The sequence below is a fragment of the Streptomyces sp. NPDC056452 genome (assembly GCF_042796085.1).
Lineage (GTDB): Bacteria > Actinomycetota > Actinomycetes > Streptomycetales > Streptomycetaceae > Streptomyces.
The window spans coordinates 25375-44047 of the sequence record NZ_JBHTRI010000015.1; the positions used below are offsets into that span (position 1 = coordinate 25375).

Genomic DNA, 18673 nt, shown 5'->3' on the forward strand with positions numbered 1-18673 from the left:
CGGCCCCCGGGGTGCCGGGGGCCGCCTCGTCCGGACGGTGTCAGGCCTTCCGCGTGCGGGTGGCCTTCTTCGGTGCGGGCTCCTCGGCCGCGGCCTTCTTGGCCGTCCTGGCCGTGGCCGTCCTGCGGGCCGGGGCCGCCTTCGCGGCGACCGCCTTCTTGGCGGCCGTCCTGCGGGCCGGCTTACGGGCGGCGGGCACCGTGGCCGCACTGATCCGCTCCGCGCCCAGGACGGTCTGGAGGAACTTCCCGGTGTGGCTGGCAGGCACCGAGGCGACATGCTCCGGGGAGCCTTCGGCGATGACCAGGCCGCCGCCCTTGCCGCCCTCGGGGCCCATGTCGATGACCCAGTCGGCGGTCTTGATGACATCGAGGTTGTGCTCGATGACGATCACCGAGTTGCCCTTGTCGACCAGCCCGGAGAGCACCGTGATGAGCTTGCTGATGTCCTCGAAGTGCAGACCGGTCGTCGGCTCGTCCAGGACGTAGACCGTGCGGCCGGTGGAGCGCTTCTGCAGTTCGCTCGCCAGCTTCACCCGCTGCGCCTCACCGCCGGAGAGCGTCGGCGCGGACTGGCCGAGCCTGACGTATCCGAGGCCGACCTCGTTGAGCGTGCGGAGGTGGCGGGCGATCGTCGGGACGGCCTCGAAGAACTCCAGGCCCTCCTCGATCGGCATGTCCAGCACCTCGGCGATGGACTTGCCCTTGTAGTGGACCTCCAGCGTCTCCCGGTTGTAACGCGCTCCGTGGCAGACCTCGCACGGGACGTACACGTCGGGCAGGAAGTTCATCTCGATCTTGATCGTGCCGTCGCCCGAGCAATTCTCGCAGCGGCCGCCCTTGACGTTGAAGGAGAAGCGGCCCGGCAGATAGCCGCGCACCTTCGCCTCCATCGTCTCGGCGAACAGCCTGCGGACATGGTCGAAGACTCCGGTGTACGTGGCCGGGTTGGACCGGGGCGTACGGCCGATCGGCGACTGGTCGACGTGGACCACCTTGTCGACGAGGTCGTCGCCCTCGACGCGGGTGTGCCGCCCGGGGACCGACTTGGCCCCGTTGAGCTCGCGGGCCAGGTGGGTGTACAGGATGTCGTTGACCAGGGTCGACTTCCCGGAACCGGAGACACCGGTGACCGCGGTGAGGACGCCCAGCGGGAAGGACACGTCGATGTCCTGGAGGTTGTTCTCCCGGGCGCCGTGCACCGTGAGCAGGCGCGTCGGGTCGACGGGGCGCCGGATGTCGGGCATCGCGATGGACTTCTTGCCGGACAGGTACTGCCCGGTGACCGAGGCCTTGTTCGCCAGCAGGTCCTTGAGCGAGCCGGAGTGGACGACCTTGCCGCCGTGCTCACCGGCTCCGGGGCCGATGTCGACGACCCAGTCGGCCACCTTGATGGTGTCCTCGTCGTGCTCGACGACGATGAGCGTGTTGCCCATGTCGCGCAGCCGGACCAGGGTCTCGATCAGCCGGTGGTTGTCGCGCTGGTGCAGCCCGATGGACGGCTCGTCCAGCACGTACAGCACGCCGACGAGTCCGGAGCCGATCTGGGTGGCCAGCCGGATGCGCTGGGCCTCGCCACCGGACAGCGTTCCCGCGGCACGGTTCAGCGAGAGGTAGTCGAGGCCGACGTCGACGAGGAACTTCAGCCGCTCGTTGACCTCCTTGAGCACCCGCTCGGCGATCTTCTTGTCGCGGGCGTTCAGCTTGAGGCGGCCGAGGAACTCGGCGCACTCGCTGATCGACATCGCGGCGACCTGGGCGATGGACTTCTCCATCACCGTCACCGCGAGGACGATCGGCTTGAGCCGGGTGCCCTCACAGGTCGGGCAGGGCACCTCACGCATGTAGCCCTCGAAGCGCTCCCGGCTGGAGTCGCTCTCGGCCTCGGAGTGCCGCCGCTTGACGAACTGCACCGCACCTTCGAAGGCGGGGGTGGTGTAGGCGCGCTCACGCCCGTAGCGGTTGCGGTAGCGCACCTCGGTCTGGATCTTGTGGCCGTGCAGCAGGGCCTTCCTGGCACGCTGCGGCAGCCCTGCCCAGGGGATGTCCGTCCGGAATCCGAGCGCTTCGGCGAGTGCGTTGATCTGGCGCCCGAAGTACTCCTTGGTGTGGCCGTGCGACCAGGGGTGGATCGCGCCCTCGTCGAGCGACTTGTCCTCGTCCGGGACGATCAGCTCCGGGTCGACCTCCATGCGCGTACCGATGCCCGTGCAGTCCGGGCAGGCGCCGAAGGGGGAGTTGAAGGAGAAGGAGCGGGGCTCGAGCTCCTCGAAGGACAGGTCGTCGTACGGGCAGTAGAGGTGCTCGGAGAACATCCGCTCACGCTCGGGGTCGTCCTCCGGGAGGTCGACGAAGTCGAGTACGACCATGCCTCCGGAGAGGCCGAGCGCGGTCTCGACCGAGTCGGTCAGCCGGCGCTTGGCGCTGTCCTTCACGGTGAGGCGGTCGATGACCACCTCGATGGTGTGCTTCTCCTGCTTCTTCAGCGTGGGCGGCTCGGAGAGCTGGATCGTCGCGCCGTCGACCCGGGCCCTGCTGTAGCCCTTGGTCTGCAGATCGGCGAAGAGGTCGACGAACTCGCCCTTGCGCTCGCGCACCAGCGGGGAGAGCACCTGGAAGCGGCTGCCCTCGGGCAGGCCGAGGACCTTGTCGACGATGGCCTGGGGCGACTGGCGGGAGATCGGCCTGGCGCACTCGGGACAGTGCGGCTTGCCGATCCTGGCGAAGAGCAGCCGGAGGTAGTCGTAGACCTCGGTGATGGTGCCGACCGTCGAGCGCGGGTTGCGCGAGGTCGACTTCTGGTCGATGGAGACGGCGGGCGACAGACCTTCGATGAAGTCGACGTCCGGCTTGTCCATCTGGCCGAGGAACTGCCGTGCGTACGAGGAGAGCGACTCCACGTAGCGCCGCTGCCCCTCGGCGAAGATCGTGTCGAACGCGAGCGAGGACTTGCCCGACCCGGAGAGCCCGGTGAAGACGATGAGGGAGTCACGGGGGAGGTCGAGCGAGACGTTCTTCAGGTTGTGCTCGCGCGCGCCACGGACGATGAGACGGTCGGCCACGCCGGTCCGCACCTTTCTGGAGAGAAGTGGGGGAACTGAGCCCCTGTCCCAGGGTATGGGGGGCGCCACAGCGATGTAGGGAGTTTCGACTCCGAGCGTATAGCACGCGCATTCGATTTACGGACGGCTGATGACTCCTTCACCCGAATGAGTGGCGAGGCTAGGCTCGGCCTCATGATTGATCATGTGCACGACCTGGACGCTGTACGTGAAGCGACCGAACGGCTCCTGAGCGCGACGGGCAAACTGGACAACGCCGCCGTCGCCGAGCCGTCACGGCTGCCGGGCTGGAGCAGAGGACATGTCCTCGCCCACCTGTCACGTAACGCCGACGCCCTCGTAAATGTTCTCCAGGGCCGCCCCATGTACGCGAGCAGCGAAACCCGGGACGCCGACATCGACCGCGATGCGCCCCGCCCCCTCGCCGAACAGCTCGCCGACCTGCGCGGCAGCGGGGACGGCTTCCTGGCGGCTGCCGGGGCGCCCGCCGACTGGTCCCGCACGATCACGATGCGCAACGGCGTGACGGACTCCGCCTCGCGGGTCCCGTTCCGCCGCTGGGTCGAGATCGAGCTGCACCATGTCGACCTGGGGATCGGCTACGAGCTGGAGGACCTTCCGGAGGAGTTCGTGATCCGGGAGAACGACTTCCTGGCGGAGCGGTTCGCCGGGCATCCCGCCGTGCCGCCCACGACGGCGGTGACCCCCGACGGCCGTCTCTGGACCACCGGCGGGGGCGCCGACGCCGGACCGGTCGTGGTCCGGGGCAGCGCGGCCGACATCCTCGGCTGGCTCTGCGGGCGCCGCGACGGCTCCGGGCTCACCGCGGAAGGCGGCCCCCTTCCCGCACTGCCCCCGCTATAGGCTGAGACGTATGACGTACAGCGGAGCGGTCAAGGTCGGCGGACCTGCGAATGTGCACGAGCTGACGGATCTGATGATCTCCAAGGTCGCTGTCGGCCCGATGAACAACAACGCCTATCTGCTGCGCTGCCGGGCCACCGGCGAGCAGCTCCTGATCGACGCCGCGAACGAGGCCGGGACCCTGCTGCAGCTGATCGGGGACGACTCGATCACCTCGGTCGTCACCACTCATCAGCACGGTGACCACTGGCAGGCACTGGGCGAGGTCGTGGCGGCCACCGGGGCGCGCACGTACGCGGGACGGTACGACGCCGAGGGTATTCCGGTCCCCACCGACGTACTCGTCGAGGACGGGGACACGATCCGGGTGGGCCGGGTCGCGCTGACCGCCCGCCATCTGGCCGGCCACACCCCGGGCTCCATCGCGCTGGTCTACGACGACCCGCACGGGGCGCCGCACCTGTTCACGGGGGACTGCCTCTTCCCGGGCGGGGTCGGCAATACGCGCAAGGACCCGAAGGCGTTCGCGAGCCTGCTCCACGATGTGGAGACCAAGCTCTTCGACCCGCTGCCGGACGAGACCTGGGTCTATCCGGGGCACGGACACGACACCACGCTCGGCGCCGAGCGGCCTCATCTGCCGGAGTGGCGCGAGCGCGGCTGGTGACACCGGCGGCCGGGTGCCTGTTGGCCCCGGCCGCCGATTCGTCCACTGGTCGTGCTTCTACCGGCTCCGCTTCCGCCGGTCCTGCTTCGGGCCTACTTCTGGGCGCCGATGCTCTTGCTCTCCTCGTCGGACGCCTCCGCCTGCTCGGCCTCCGCCGCCGCCGTCCGCTTGTTGGCGATCAGGCTGGTGATCGTCGTGACCACCAGGACGCCGCAGATGAAGGTGAGGGAGAACGGGATGGAGATCTCGGGGACGTGCACCCCGGACTCGTGGAGTGCGTGCAGCACCAGCTTGACGCCGATGAAGCCGAGGATCACCGAGAGCCCGTAGCTGAGGTGGACCAGCTTCTTCAGCAGACCGCCGATGAGGAAGTACAGCTGACGCAGGCCCATCAGAGCGAACGCGTTGGCGGTGAAGACGATGTACGGGTCCTGGGTCAGGCCGAAGATCGCGGGAATGGAGTCCAGCGCGAACAGCACATCGGTGGTGCCGATGGCGAGCATGACCACCATGAGCGGGGTCATGACGCGCTTGCCGTTGTTGCGGATGAAGAGCTTCGTCCCGTGGTACCTGTCGGCGACACCGAAGCGGTGCTCGATCGACTTCAGGAGACGGTTCTCCTCGAACTCGTCCTCCTCCTCGCCGGCCCGCGCCTCCTGGATGAGCTTCCAGGCGGTGTAGATCAGGAACGCGCCGAAGATGTAGAAGACCCACGAGAAGTTGGCGATGACCGCGGCGCCGGCGGCGATGAAGATCGCTCGGAGCACCAGGGCGATCAGCACACCGACGAGCAGCACCCGCTGCTGGAGGTGTGAGGGCACCGAGAACTTCGCCATGATCAGGACGAAGACGAAGAGATTGTCGACGCTCAGCGATTTCTCGGTGATGTAGCCGGCGAAGAACTCGCCCGAGGCCTGGCTCTCGCCGAAGACCAGCAGACCGAGCCCGAAGAGCGCGGCCAGGACGATCCAGACGATGGTCCAGATTCCGGCTTCCTTGGTCGACACGTCATGGGGCTTGCGCCCGATGAAGAAGTCGACGGAGATGAGGGCGACGAGACCAAGAATGGTCAGCGTCCAAAGGGTCCATGAAACGTCCACTGCGCCTCCGGCAGTTCGCTACGGCTATAGATCAGCGTCGTCGCTGCCGGAGGTCTCTTCCACCCAGGGTGCGCGGGTTGCGCACGGGGCCGACGCCCCGGGACCGGTCACAGTCCGTACTGACGGGAACGTCGCGATCGGGAGTACTCCCCTCCGCCCAAAGAACAGTACAGGAACTACCAAGAAAAGGTAAAGTCACAGACAAGGGAGAGCCAAAAGGGCTGGTCAGGCCACTTTACGGAGTCTCCCCGGGACGCCCGGACTCAGCGATGGCCGTTACGCCGAGCGGCGGCCACCAGCGCGAGTACCTGCTCCAGGACGCGGCTGCCCTGCGGCGGCCTCAGCGGCTCGTACGTCCAGGCGTGGCCCACCCACGGATCGGCCAGATGGTCGTCGGCGACCGGGGTGATCCGCAGCAGCGACCGCCACAGCGGATCGAGCACGGGACCGTAGGCCCGCGCGTCCTCGCGGTCGGCCACCATCAGCAGGTGCACGCCCACGGCGGGGCCCTCGTCGGCCAGATAGCGCAGCTGGGTGACCGCCCGGTCGTCGAAACCGTGCGGGAAGTCGTTGACGATCAGCAACTGCTCGCCCGTGTCCAGGTCCGGCGGGAGCGAGTCGGCGGCACCGGCCCTGATGGCCATCTGCACCAGGTCGACGCGTCGAGTCAGCCGGGCGAGCATCGAAGCCACTCCCCCGGCACCGGCGGCGGGAGGCTCCGCGAGAACCCCGGAGCCGACCAGGGGCGCGAGCGCACCGGCCGCGGAGCCTGCAGGGTCGATGACATGCACCGAGAACTCGTCCGCGGGATAGACGGCGAGCATCCGGGCGGCCAGGGCGACCGCGGTCTCCATGCCGAGCCGGCGCAACTGGTCGCTGTCCGTCAGAGCGGTGGCCTCGGACGCCGTACGGCCGCTGTCGACCCAGATCCCGCGTTCCAGCGGCAGTCGCACCAGCAGCGGGATGTGCAGGTCGGTGCGCTCGGGCAGATGGAGGTCGCCGATGCGCAGCGCCATCGGGATCTCCATCGGCACCCGGTAGGCGTGCCAGACGGGGTTGCCCCAGCCCGCGTACGTGGCGGGGAGCGCGGGCTCGACCACGGCGGACTCGGCGGCCAGCTGGGCGAGATCGCGGTCCAGCGCCTCGCGCGCCCGCGCGGTCAGCTCGTCGCGCTTGGCCCGGGCCTCCTCACGAGCCCGGTCACCGGTGCCGCCGATGCGGCTGCGCGGGTCGGACAGGGCCCTGTCGAGCTCCTGGTCCATCCGGGACTCGGCGAAGTCGACCGCGCTGCGATAGGCGGCGGTGGCCCGGGCCAGGTCCTCGAACATGCCCCAGATCTGGTTGTAGAGGCGCTCGTCCATGGACCAGCCGGTGGCGTCACCGGCGACGGGCTGGGCGGGCTGTCCCGGTGCGGCGGGAGGCGCCACCGGAGGGGGCGGGGGCGGTGCGGTGGTCTGGCGGCGCGGATGCGCGTAGTCGATGGGGCCGCCCGTCGTGGGGTCGGCCACCGGCGGGGACGGCTCACCGACGGGCTCGGTGCCCCGGGGGTGGGGCTCACCGCCGCCCGTGGGCGGAACGGGGCCGGCCGGCTGACGTACGCGCCCCCCGTCCGCGGTGCGCGGCGGCGGGGGTGTCACGGAGCGGGCCAGGCCGGAGGCGACCGCCTCCTGTATCGAGCGTGCCAGCTCCGCGGCCTGTGCCACGCCCTGGTCGGCGAGCATCTCGGCGAGCCCGGCAGCGTATCCCTGGCCGACGGCACGGACCTTCCAGACCCCCTGCCGGCGGTAGAGCTCCAGTGCCGTCACGGCGGACTCGGCGTCCAGGCCCGTGAGGGTGAAGGTGGCGATCTCGGTGCCGTCGAGTCCGGTGACGGCGACGAACGGCGCGGCGACCGCACCGAACCGGACGGGCCTGCCGGCCCCCAGGGGCAGGGCCAGGAGCACGGTGACGCGGTGCACCGCGTCGGGGAGCGCCTCCAGGTCGACTGCGAGGCGGTGGTCGGCCGCGGCCTGCCTGGACACCTCGAGTCCGGGCAGCTGGGGCGATCCGGGGTGGGCGATCCACTCGACGCCGTGGACCGTGCCCTGCTCGTCCCCGAGCGTGGCACCGGCCACGACGGGCGAGCCCGCCGACACCCTGATCTCCAGACGGGTCTGGGGCAACGTGTGATTCTGCCCCCGGACCAGCTCGGCCGTCATTGCCCTGTCCCCTCGACGTTCGGTGTGGTGCCCTGCCATGGGCGCAGCTCCCGGCGGCGGATGCCTCCGGGAGCTGCTCGTACTGACGTCGGACCGAGGTCCGGTCCTGCTACAGGTGCGGCAGGATGGACGGCATCAGGTCCTGGAAGGTCCGGCCGTTGGCCGGGTTTCCGAGGGCGGTCATCTGCCATCCGCTGCCCGCACGGTGCACCTTGGCCATGATCTGGGCCGTGTACTGGCCGCCGCCGTCGAGCGTGTAGCGGGCGAGCTCCTGGCCGTTCGTCTCGTCGACGATGCGGCAGAAGGCGTTCTGCACTTCCTGGAACGTCTGGCCGGTGAAGGAGTTCACCGTGAAGACGATCTGGTCGATGTGGACCGGGACACGCTGCAGGTCGACGAGGATCGCCTCGTCGTCACCCCCCGAGCCGGCGCCGCCGACCAGGTTGTCGCCGGTGTGCTTGACCGAGCCGTCGTCGCTGACGAGGTGACGGAAGAACACGACGTCCACAGGCTGCTTGTCGGCGAAGAGCACCGCCGAGGCGTCCAGGTCGATCTCCCGGGTGCGCGAGCCGAACAGACCGCGGCGCGGAGCCGCCTGCCAGCCGAGCCCCATCCGTACCGCGGTCAGGGTCCCCCCGTCGCTCTTCTGCAGGCTGATGGCCTGACCCTTGGTCATATTGACCGTCACGCGCTGTCCCCTCTCCGCTTGCCCCGCAACCGTCCGTGTGCGGTTTCCCCGCACCCTACGCAGTCCGCTCAGGGCGGAAGCAGGTAAGGGCCGTTTTTGTGTCGTTCTTGCAACACACCTGGTGCACGCCGGTCAGGCCAGTCCCGCCTCCCTCATCTGGCGCAGCTCCTTCTTCAACTCGCCCACCTCGTCGCGCAGTCGGGCTGCCACCTCGAACTGCAGGTCCGCGGCGGCCGCCCGCATCCGGTCCGTCATCTCCTCGATGATCCCGGCGAGCTCCGTGGCGGGCCGGTCGGTGACCGCCGCGCCGCCCCCCTTGGCCTTGCCGGCCGAGGCCTTTCCGCCGAGTGCGGGAACGGGGGCCTTGGCGCCCTTGCCCTGCCGGTAGCCGGTGCCGAGGAGCTGCTCGGTGTCGACCTCCTCGCGGGCGATGGTCGCGACGATGTCGTTGATCTTCTTGCGGAGCGGCTGCGGGTCGAGCCCGCGCTCGGTGTTGTACGCGATCTGCTTCTCACGGCGGCGGTTGGTCTCGTCGATCGCCTGAGCCATCGCCGGAGTGATCTTGTCCGCGTACATGTGGACCTGTCCGGACACGTTACGGGCGGCACGGCCGATGGTCTGGATCAGAGAGGTGCCGGACCGCAGGAAGCCCTGCTTGTCCGCGTCGAGGATGGCCACGAGTGACACCTCGGGAAGGTCGAGGCCCTCGCGCAGCAGGTTGATCCCGACCAGGACGTCGTACTCGCCGGAGCGCAGTTCGCGCAGCAGCTCGATGCGGCGCAGGGTGTCGACGTCGCTGTGCAGGTACCGGACCTGGATGCCGAGCTCGAGGAAGTAGTCGGTGAGGTCCTCGGACATCTTCTTGGTGAGGGTGGTGACCAGGACCCGCTCGTCCTTCTCGGTCCGCTTGCGAATCTCGTGCACCAGGTCGTCGATCTGGCCCTCGGTGGGCTTGACGACGACCTCGGGGTCGACGAGCCCGGTGGGCCGGATGATCTGCTCCACGAATCCGTCGCCCCGGGAGAGCTCGTACTTCCCCGGGGTGGCGGACAGATAGACGGTCTGGTTGATGCGGCCCAGGAACTCCTCCCACTTCAGCGGGCGGTTGTCCAGGGCGGAGGGCAGCCGGAAGCCGTGGTCGACGAGCGTCCGCTTCCGGGAGGCGTCGCCCTCGTACATCGCACCGATCTGCGGCACCGTGACGTGCGACTCGTCCAGGACGAGGAGGAAGTCCTCGGGGAAGTAGTCGAGGAGGGTGTTGGGCGCGGTACCCGGATCACGGCCGTCGAAGTGCATCGAGTAGTTCTCGACGCCGGAGCAGGTGCCGATCTGGCGGAGCATCTCGATGTCGTACGTCGTGCGCATGCGCAGCCGCTGGGCCTCCAGCATCTTGCCCTGCTTCTCCAGCTCCGCGAGGCGCTGCTGGAGCTCGGCCTCGATGCCGCCGACCGCCTTCTCCATGCGCTCGGGGCCCGCCACGTAGTGGCTGGCGGGAAAGACGTGGAGCGACTCGTCCTCGCTGATGACCTCGCCGGTGAGCGGGTGGAGGGTGGAGAGCGCCTCGATCTCGTCGCCGAACATCTCGATCCGGACGGCGAGCTCCTCGTACACCGGGAAGATCTCGATCGTGTCGCCGCGCACCCGGAAGGTGCCACGGGCGAACGCCAGGTCGTTGCGGGTGTACTGGATCTCGACGAAACGGCGCAGCAGCTGGTCGCGGTCGATCTCGTCGCCGACCTTGAGCTGGACCATCCGGTCCACGTACTCCTGCGGTGTGCCGAGGCCGTAGATGCAGGAGACGGAGGCGACCACGACGACGTCGCGCCGGGTCAGCAGTGAGTTCGTCGCGGAGTGGCGCAGCCGCTCGACCTCCTCGTTGATCGAGGAGTCCTTCTCGATGTAGGTGTCCGACTGCGGGACGTACGCCTCGGGCTGGTAGTAGTCGTAGTACGAGACGAAGTACTCGACGGCGTTGTTCGGGAGGAGCTCGCGGAACTCGTTGGCCAGCTGGGCTGCGAGCGTCTTGTTGGGCGCCATCACCAAGGTCGGCCGCTGCAGCTTCTCGATCATCCACGCGGTCGTCGCCGACTTGCCGGTGCCGGTCGCGCCGAGCAGGACGACGTCCTTCTCGGCGCCGCGGACACGCCGCTCCAGCTCGGCGATGGCCGCGGGCTGGTCACCGCTGGGCTGGTAGGGACTGATGACCTCGAAAGGCGCCATCGAACGTTCGATCTTCGAAACGGGCCGCATGCAACCACCGTACGACCCGCCACTGACAACGGCGCCGGATCAGCGATTCCGCGGCTGCCGGTACTCCCCGCGGACCGCGGTCCCGTACGACGTGTGGCGCCGCTGGACGGGGATGCCGGGGACCTGCCCGGCGCTGCGCGGGCGGTCACCGGGCCGGCGGTCCGGCCCGTCGGGAGCGCCCATCACCACCAGCGGATCGAACAGCACGACCACCCCGGCGAGGAGCAGGAAGCAGGCCGGCCCGATCAGCATCGGCAGGAGCAGCGAGGCAGGTGTGTCGCCTGCCTGCGTCCCCTGGGCCACGGCCGGGTGCAGATGCACGCTGAGCGCGGCCATTCCCGTGTAGTGCATTCCGCTCACGGCGACGCCCATCACCAGGCTCGCGCCGAGGCTGGGCAGGAAACCGTGGATGGAGACGGCGGCCCACAGCGAGGCGGTCGAGGCCACCACGGCGATGACGACGGAGAGCGAGACGGTGACCGTGTCGTACGCGAACTGCCCCTCGAACTGCATTCCGGCCATGCCGAGGTAGTGCATCGAGGCCACGCCGAGGCCCGTGATCGTGCCGCCGGTGACCAGTGCCATGCGCGTGGCGCCCCGGTACCCGACGATGAAGATGCCGATCCCGACCATCACGATCGCCACGGCGAGGCTGGCGAAGGTGAGCGGCCTGTCGTAGCTGACCGGTGCCTCCTCGACCGAGAAGCCGAGCATCGCGACGAAGTGCATCGTCCAGATGCCGGAGCCTATGGAGGTGGCGCCCAGAGCCAGCCAGCCCGCCTTGAAGGAGCGCTCGGTGCGCAGGGACCGTGTGGTGCAGCGCAGCCCGAGAGCCGCGCCGAGGCACGCCATGAGGAATGCCACGACCGGGGTCAGGAGGCCGTAACTGAAACCGTCGACTGTGCCCTGCATGCTGGTACGCCCTTCGCGGAAGCCCGGGTTCGGGGGTGACCCTAAAGGGCGAGGCCCGGCAGGCAAACATAAGAGGGGCATTTTATCCGGCTCGGAGCCGGTCCACGATCCGGTAGCGAACAAACCGTTCACATTGTGGTCATCGCCCTCCCGTCGTCCGTTGGGTACCGACTGGGAGTCTCTGCATGTCCACACCCCGACGCGAGGAGTACACGTGTCCGTACGCACCGCAACCGCCTCCGCCGCTGTCGCCGCTCTGCTCGGCGGCTGTGTCCTGCTGCCCGCCGCCCAGGCGCAGGCGGTGGGCGCGAAGGACGGCCCGCTCGTCTTCGCCCACCGCGGCGCCTCCGCCTACGCCCCGGAGAACACCCTGGCGGCCGTGGACGCCGCCGACCGTCTGGGCATCGACTGGGTGGAGAACGACGTGCAGCTCACCAAGGACGGTGTGCTGGTCGTCGTGCACGACACCACTCTCGGGCGGACCACCGACGCCGAGCAGGTCTTCCCCGGCCGCGCCCCCTGGGCGGTCAAGGACTTCACCGCTGCCGAGATCGCGAAGCTCGACGCGGGCAGCTGGTTCGGCGCCGCGTACGCGGGGGCACGGGTGCCTACGCTCACGCAGTACCTGCACCGTGTCGAGCGCAACCGCCAGAAGCTCCTCCTGGAGATCAAGAGCCCGGAGACCTACCCGGGAATCGAGAAGGAGACCCTGCGGATCCTGCGCGAGGAGGGGTGGCTGGATCGCGGTCACGTCAAGCACCGGCTGATCGTCCAGAGCTTCGGTGCAGAGAGTGTGAAAGCTGTCCACGCTCAGCGTCCCGACGTCGTCACCGGCTTCCTCGGCACCCCCGCGGTGGCCGATCTGCCGGCGTACGCGGCCTTCACCGACCAGATCAATCCGTCGTACACGACGATCGGCGCCGACTACGTCGCCGCGGTCCAGAAGCTGAAGGGCCCCCACGGGAAGCCGCTCCAGGTGAACACCTGGACGGTCAACGACGCGGCGAACGCGGCGAAGGTGGCCGGCTTCGGTGTCGACGGCATCATCACCAACAACCCCGACATCGTGCGGGACGCCACCCGCTGAGGGATCCGCAAGGGCCGTGGCCGGGCGTTGTCAGTGGCCCGCCGTACCGTGGTCGCATGGACAGCAACGAGCAGAGCGTGGAGTGGTCCGTCGTGCAGAGCGACATCGGGCCGCTCCTGCTCGCCGCGACCGGCACGGGCCTGGTGAACGTGGTCTTCCACGCGCGCCCCGCCATCCGGGACAAGGCACTCGGGCACATACGGACGCGGCTGGGCGCGGAGCCCGTACAGGCACCCGGCTCCGCGCGGCTCGCCGAGCCCGAGCGCCAGCTCGCCGCGTATTTCGCGGGCGGGCTGCGCGCGTTCTCACTGGACCTGGACTGGTCGCTGACCTCCGGTTTCAACCGCGAGGTGCTCCGCGAGCTGGCAGCCGGCGTGCCCTACGGCACCGTCGTCGGATACGGGGACCTGGCCGGTCGGGTGGGGCAGCCGGGGGCCGCCCAGGCCGTCGGGGCGGCGATGGGCTCCAATCCGCTGCCGGTCGTGGTGCCGTGCCACCGCGTGGTGGAGAGCGACGGAGGGCTCGGCGGCTTCGGCGGCGGGCTGGAGACCAAGCGGCAGCTGCTGGCGCTCGAGGGGGTCCTTCCCCAGCCGCTGTTCTGAGGACTGTCGGGCGCGGTCCCGCCCGGGCACATCTGGGCCGGAAACGGGATGTCGCACGGGCATACGAACTGGCACACTTCGGCGGTGACAGAAGCCCTCCCCACCTCCCGGATCACGGCTGCGGACCTGCCCGCGCTGCAGCGCAGGACCTCCGCCGTACTCATCGGCAGCCAGATACTCGGCGGCCTCGGCGTGGCCATCGGTATCGCCCTGGCACCGGTCCTGGCGGCGGAGGTGAGCGGCTCCGATGCCCTGTCCGGGCTCGCCCCGACCGCCTCGGTGGCGGGCACCGCGCTGCTGTCACTGCCTCTGGCCGCCCTGATGACCTCACGGGGCAGGCGCCCCGGACTCGTTCTCGCCTATCTGATCGGGGCGGTGGGCGCGTCCCTGGTCGTGACCGCCGCCGTGGTGGGCAGCTTCCCCCTGCTGCTCGTCGGCATGGCCGGTTTCGGCGCCGGTTCGTCGGCCAATCTCCAGGCCAGGTTCGCCGCAGCCGATCTGGCCGAGCCGGACCGCCGCGGGCGGGCGATCTCCAACGTCGTCTGGGCCACCACGATCGGTTCGGTCCTCGGCCCCAACATCTCGGCACCCGCCGGCCATGTCTTCCGCGGCACCTCCGTGCCCGAGACGGCCGGTCCGTTCGCCTGGGCCGCCGCCATCTTCCTGCTCACCGGTGCCGTGGTCGCCGTGCTGCTGCGCCCCGATCCGCTGCTCACCGCCCGCGCGCTCGCCCCGCAGGAGACCGGGACCGCCCAGCAGCGCTCCCTGCGGGCGGGCATCGCGGCGGTGCGGGCCTCCCCGATGGCCCGTCTCGCGCTGGTGACCATCGCGGTGTCGCACACCACCATGGTCTCGATCATGGTCATGACCCCGGTCCATCTCGGGCACCACGGCGCGGACATCCAGCTGATCGGGCTCGTCATCAGCGGTCATATCGCGGGCATGTACGCGTTCTCGCCCATCATGGGCTGGCTCTCCGACCGGGTGGGGAGGCTGTCCGTGATCGGTCTCGCCGTCGGCCTGCTGTGCTGCGCCGCGGTGCTGGCCGGTACGTCGGGCGCCGGGCACGGCCGGACGGCCGCGGGCCTGTTCGTCCTGGGCCTCGGCTGGTCGGCCGGTCTGGTCGCCGGTTCGGCGCTGCTCACCGACTCCGTGCCGCAGGCCGCCCGCGCCGCGGTGCAGGGCCTCTCCGACCTCACGATGAACACGGCGGCGGGCATCGGCGGCGCGGTCGCCGGAGTGATCGTCTCCCGGCTGAGCTACGGCTGGCTGAACACGGCCGCCGCCTGTCTGTTGCTGCCGCTGGCCGCGCTCGCCCTGCGCCGGAGCCTCAACCGGCGGACCCCGGTGTCCGGGAAGGCCTGAGAGACCGACGGATCCCCGCCCCGTCCGGGTTTGCGGGCGCCGTGCCTGCGACAGGGATGGGGCATGCATCGGAACCCATCGGCATCCACGTCGCAGGAAACCGGCCGTCACGCCCCCGTGCTCTCCACCGAGGTGCGGGACGCTCTCGCCGACCGCCGCCCCGTCGTCGCCCTGGAGTCGACGATCATCGCCCACGGTCTGCCGCGCCCCCGCAACCTCCAGGTCGCGGAGGAGCTGGAGGAGCTCGTACGCAAGGCGGGGGCCGTGCCCGCCACCGTCGCCGTGCTCGACGGCCGGGCCCATGTGGGTCTGACGGCCGACCGGTTGGAGCGGGTGGCCGGGGACCCGGCGATGCGGAAGCTCGGCCACCGCGACCTCGCGCCCGCACTCGCCCAGGGAGCGAGCGGGGCGACGACCGTGTCCGCGACCGCGTTCCTGGCGGCGCGGGCCGGGCTGAGCGTCTTCGCGACGGGAGGGCTCGGCGGCGTACACCGGGAGTGGACCGAGACGCAGGACGAGTCCGCGGATCTGCGGCTGCTCGCCAGGACCGGCATCACCGTGGTCTGCGCGGGTGTGAAGTCGATCCTCGACGTGCCGGCCACGCTCCAGCGCCTCGAGACGCTCGGCGTCGGCGTGCTCGGTTACGGCACGGAGTTCTTCCCCGGCTTCTACCTGAGCAGTTCGGGCGAGCCCGTCGACTGGACGGTCCGTACACCGCGGGAGGTCGCGGACGTGATGCGGGCCCGGGAGGAGCTCGGGGGTCCCGCCGCCGCGCTGATCGTCGCCAACCCCGTACCGGAGGAGGAGCAGTTGGACCCCGAGGTGCACGACCGGGTGCTCGCGCAGGCTCTGGACGCCTGCCGGGAGCGCGGGATCGTGGGGCAGGCCGTCACCCCGTTCCTGCTGGAGTACCTGATGCGGGAGACCGACGGGGCGTCCCTGGAAGCGAATCTGGCCGCCGTGCGCGGGAACGTGCAGCTGGCCGCGCGGATCGCAGCAGCGGCGGCGGCGCGGTGACCGAGGGCGGGCTTCTCGTCGTCGGCGATGTGGTCACCGATGTCGTCGTCCGGCACGGCTCGGCCGTGGTCCACGGCACGGACACGCCTGCGCGGATCAGCACGCTGCCGGGCGGGGCGGGCGCCAACGTCGCGTGCTGGGCGGTTCGTTCGGGATGCCGGGACGCGCGACTGCTGGCGCGGGCCGGGGCCGATTCGGAGGCCTGGCACCGCAGTGCGCTGGAACGGGCGGGGGTGCGCCCGCTGCTGTCCGTCGACGAGCAGGCGCCGACCGGCACGGTGGTGGCCCTGGTCGACTCGTCCGCCGAGCGCACCTTCCTCACCGACAGCGGCGCGGTCCTGCGCCTCTCCCCCGACGACTGGTCGGCGTCCTTGCTGGACGGAGTCGCCCGGCTCCACCTCTCCGGCTATCTCCTCTTCGCGGCGACGAGCCGTGCGACGGCGCAGCTGGCGCTGCGGGAGGCCCGGCAGCGGGGCATCCCGGTGAGTGTGGACCCGGCGTCGGCGGGCTTCCTCGCCGCTCTGGGCGCCGGCGCCTTCCTGGACCTGGTCGCGGGCGTGGACCTGCTGCTGCCCAACGCGGACGAGGCCCGGGAGCTGACCGGCCTGCCGGACCCGGCCGACGCGGCGGCCAAGCTGAGCCGTCACGCCGGGCGGGTCGCCGTCACCCTCGGGGACCGGGGCGTCCTGCTGGCGGCCGGGGGCACGGTGACCGCACGGGTACCCGCCCCGGCCGTGCTGGATCCGGTCGACTCGACGGGCGCGGGCGACGCCTTCACCGGCGGTTTCCTCGCCGCCCTCATCGCCGGGGCGGACGATGCCGCGGCGGCTGCGGCCGGCTGCCGGGCCGGGGCCGAGGCGGTCGCGACGGTCGGCGGGCGCCCGGGGCCTCGTCCGGCGTAGGGGTTGGGGGTTACGCGCCGATGCCGGTCCAGGCGGGGTGGTGCGGGTCGTCGGCCCGCACCACCGCGTCCGCGCGGTCGGCGGGCGCCACCTCGTCCTCGTACCGCGCGAAGGCGGGCAGCGTCCACCGCTCGCTCTCCTCGGTGCGCCGTCGCAGCGCACCCGGCGAGAGGCGCAGATGAACGGCGAGGTCGAAGGGGAACCACTGCCCGAGGAGCAGCGGCCCGTGCATGATCAGCACCCCGCCCTCGGGCAGGGTCCGGTACGGGCTGCGGGTGGCCCGGTCCGTCACGGGGTCCCAGAGGTCGGGCAGCACCCGTCCGCTGCCGCCGGGCTCCAGCGGACGGAACACCTCGCGCCACAGCGCGTTGGTGTCGAACCAGCTGTCGGCGTACGAGTCGGGGTCCTCCTTGCCGTACTCGTAGCGCAGACTCGCCGGCCGCAGGAACCCTCCGGTGGGGACGGTGAGCACCGCACGGCCGCGCGCCCGCAGTTGCTCGGCGAGGCGTCCGGCGGGCTCACCGGGGCGGGCGGCCGGGGCGCCGTCGATGCCGATTCTGAGCCAGGGCCCGCCGTCGGCCGGTTTCAGGCCGTCGGCGTGCGCGGCCAGCGCTTCGGCCAGGCGTTCCCAGGTGATCGGTTCGAATCGCACGTATCCATCATCACCCGGCCGCGCCCCCTGCCGTACGGGAGCGCGGCCGCCCCGGTGCCGGACCTACGTCGCCGCCGGGCAGTCCACCGCGTCGGCGTCGTCGGAGAGTTCGCTGCCCTCGGGAAGCAGATAGGTCACCCACAGCACCACGGGTACCGTCCCGAGGTTGCGCCCGATGTGCCGGTGCTTGGTTCCGGACGGCTCGATGAACGCCGTTCCCGCGGGCGTCACCTCGACCGAGCAGTCGTCGAGGGTCCGGGTCAGCGTCCCGGACTGGACGACGGCGATCAGCTGGCCCGCGTGGGTGTGCCAGCCGGTGGAGCCGCCGGGCGCCACGGTGATGGTCCGGACGGTCACGTCCGTGCGGCCCTTGGGGGTCTTCACCTTCAGCTTGCCCTCGGACGTGCCCTTGGCGACGACGGTGCCGCTCACGCCGCTGCCGGGCGTCGCGACCGCGGCTGCCGGGACGAGACCGAGCGCGGTCACACAGGCGCCCACGAGCATGACCTTGCGCAGCGTGCCCCGCTGCTTGGTGCCGACCCTGCTGCCGAACTCCATGGACATCTCCCTCGTCCCGCCGGACCGGATGAACGAACCCACGCTACGCGCGAGTCGGGCTGCCGTCACCGGTGGCGCGACTGTCATCCCCCGCGGAGTTCGGTGGCGAGCGGGCCGTCCCCCTGCACCTCGGCCCGGCCCTCCCTGACCGCCTCGGCCAGTGTCAGTTCGCCGCGCCCCAGCGCCAGGCAGAGTTCGGCGTCGAGCACGATGCGGGCGTCGGGGTGCGGGGCGGGGCCGTACCCGTACGCATCGTCCCCCTGGGTGTCCCCACCGGTACGGATGTGGAACTCCCCCTCTTCCAGCCGGACTTCGACAACCCCCGCGTGCTTCGTCCCGTCCATCGCGCGCAGCAGCGGCAGGGCGAACCAGTGGGCACGGACCGCGTCGGTGGGGCGGCGCTCGGCGAGTGCGGGCGTGCCCCACCGGGCGAGCGCGGTGAGGACCGGGAGCAGTCCGCGGCCGTGTTCGGTCAGTTCGTAGACCGAAGCGGCGGCGGGCGGCGGAAGCCGCCGGCGCACGGCCAGGCCGCTCTGCTCCATGTCCTTGAGCCGGGAGGCGAGCACATCCGTGCTGACTCCGGGCAGGTCGGCGTGCAGATCCGTGTACCTGCGCGGGCCGGCCAGCAGTTCACGGACGATCAGCAGCGTCCACCGGTCGCCCACGGAGTCGAGGGCCCGGGCGGTGGCACAGAACTGGTCGTAACTCCGGCGGCGGGCGGGGCGTGTTGGCGGCTGCTGACGTGGCATG

General features: G+C 70.7%; 16 protein-coding genes. 7 read left to right on the forward strand and 9 right to left on the reverse strand.

Features of this window, described 5'->3' with window-relative positions; translation table 11 throughout:
• Window positions 1-40 precede the first annotated feature (40 nt).
• Window positions 41-3061, reverse strand: coding sequence for an excinuclease ABC subunit UvrA (uvrA, locus tag ACFQ6X_RS16870; RefSeq protein WP_383182132.1), 3021 nt, complete (start codon window positions 3059-3061; stop codon window positions 41-43).
• 174 nt (window positions 3062-3235) lie between these two features.
• Here uvrA and ACFQ6X_RS16875 point away from each other — a divergent pair, with 174 nt between their 5' ends.
• The gene (locus ACFQ6X_RS16875) at window positions 3236-3925 is read left to right on the forward strand and encodes a maleylpyruvate isomerase family mycothiol-dependent enzyme (RefSeq protein WP_383182134.1); all 690 of its coding nucleotides are present in this window, start codon (window positions 3236-3238) and stop codon (window positions 3923-3925) included.
• A 10-nt stretch (window positions 3926-3935) separates the two neighbouring features.
• The gene (locus ACFQ6X_RS16880; RefSeq protein ID WP_383182136.1) at window positions 3936-4592 is read left to right on the forward strand and encodes an MBL fold metallo-hydrolase; all 657 of its coding nucleotides are present in this window, start codon (window positions 3936-3938) and stop codon (window positions 4590-4592) included.
• A gap of 92 nt (window positions 4593-4684) precedes the next feature.
• Here ACFQ6X_RS16880 and ACFQ6X_RS16885 read toward each other — a convergent pair whose 3' ends face one another.
• The 5 genes from ACFQ6X_RS16885 to ACFQ6X_RS16905 form a co-directional block, all read right to left on the reverse strand.
• Complete coding sequence (locus ACFQ6X_RS16885) at window positions 4685-5692, reverse strand: TerC family protein (protein WP_383182138.1); 1008 nt, start codon at window positions 5690-5692, stop codon at window positions 4685-4687.
• Window positions 5693-5955: 263 nt separating this feature from the next.
• Window positions 5956-7890, reverse strand: a complete 1935-nt coding sequence (locus ACFQ6X_RS16890) for a TerD family protein (protein ID WP_383182140.1) — start codon at window positions 7888-7890, stop codon at window positions 5956-5958.
• Between the two features lie 109 nt (window positions 7891-7999).
• Window positions 8000-8578, reverse strand: a complete 579-nt coding sequence (locus tag ACFQ6X_RS16895) for a TerD family protein (RefSeq protein WP_096629140.1) — start codon at window positions 8576-8578, stop codon at window positions 8000-8002.
• Window positions 8579-8710: 132 nt separating this feature from the next.
• Window positions 8711-10828 (reverse strand): excinuclease ABC subunit UvrB, encoded by a 2118-nt coding sequence (uvrB, locus tag ACFQ6X_RS16900; RefSeq protein WP_329212212.1) that lies wholly within the window; start codon window positions 10826-10828, stop codon window positions 8711-8713.
• 39 nt (window positions 10829-10867) lie between these two features.
• Window positions 10868-11740 (reverse strand): MHYT domain-containing protein, encoded by an 873-nt coding sequence (locus ACFQ6X_RS16905; protein WP_383182142.1) that lies wholly within the window; start codon window positions 11738-11740, stop codon window positions 10868-10870.
• Window positions 11741-11954: 214 nt separating this feature from the next.
• Between ACFQ6X_RS16905 and ACFQ6X_RS16910 the strand changes: the two genes are divergently transcribed.
• The 5 genes from ACFQ6X_RS16910 to ACFQ6X_RS16930 all read left to right on the forward strand — a co-directional run bounded on the left by ACFQ6X_RS16910 (window position 11955) and on the right by ACFQ6X_RS16930 (window position 16713).
• The gene (locus tag ACFQ6X_RS16910) at window positions 11955-12827 is read left to right on the forward strand and encodes a glycerophosphodiester phosphodiesterase (RefSeq protein ID WP_383182144.1); all 873 of its coding nucleotides are present in this window, start codon (window positions 11955-11957) and stop codon (window positions 12825-12827) included.
• A 56-nt stretch (window positions 12828-12883) separates the two neighbouring features.
• On the forward strand, window positions 12884-13429 hold the full coding sequence (locus tag ACFQ6X_RS16915) for a methylated-DNA--[protein]-cysteine S-methyltransferase (protein WP_383182146.1): 546 nt from the start codon (window positions 12884-12886) through the stop codon (window positions 13427-13429).
• Window positions 13430-13477: 48 nt separating this feature from the next.
• Window positions 13478-14794: an MFS transporter gene (locus tag ACFQ6X_RS16920; RefSeq protein WP_383182148.1), complete on the forward strand. Its 1317-nt coding sequence runs from the start codon at window positions 13478-13480 to the stop codon at window positions 14792-14794.
• Window positions 14795-14857: 63 nt separating this feature from the next.
• Window positions 14858-15811 carry a pseudouridine-5'-phosphate glycosidase gene (locus ACFQ6X_RS16925; RefSeq protein WP_383182150.1) on the forward strand — a complete coding sequence of 318 codons (954 nt, stop codon included), beginning with the start codon at window positions 14858-14860 and terminating at the stop codon, window positions 15809-15811.
• Window positions 15808-16713, forward strand: coding sequence for a carbohydrate kinase family protein (locus tag ACFQ6X_RS16930; RefSeq protein ID WP_383182152.1), 906 nt, complete (start codon window positions 15808-15810; stop codon window positions 16711-16713). The genes ACFQ6X_RS16925 and ACFQ6X_RS16930 overlap by 4 nt, the downstream gene beginning before the upstream one ends.
• 10 nt (window positions 16714-16723) lie before the next feature.
• Here ACFQ6X_RS16930 and ACFQ6X_RS16935 read toward each other — a convergent pair whose 3' ends face one another.
• The 3 genes from ACFQ6X_RS16935 to ACFQ6X_RS16945 form a co-directional block, all read right to left on the reverse strand.
• A complete protein-coding gene (locus ACFQ6X_RS16935) occupies window positions 16724-17365 on the reverse strand; it encodes a uridine kinase (RefSeq protein WP_383182154.1) in 642 nt (213 codons plus the stop codon).
• A gap of 63 nt (window positions 17366-17428) precedes the next feature.
• On the reverse strand, window positions 17429-17923 hold the full coding sequence (locus tag ACFQ6X_RS16940; RefSeq protein ID WP_383182156.1) for a cupin domain-containing protein: 495 nt from the start codon (window positions 17921-17923) through the stop codon (window positions 17429-17431).
• An 83-nt stretch (window positions 17924-18006) separates the two neighbouring features.
• The gene (locus tag ACFQ6X_RS16945; RefSeq protein WP_383182158.1) at window positions 18007-18672 is read right to left on the reverse strand and encodes a winged helix-turn-helix transcriptional regulator; all 666 of its coding nucleotides are present in this window, start codon (window positions 18670-18672) and stop codon (window positions 18007-18009) included.
• Between the last annotated feature and the right edge of the window lies 1 nt (window position 18673).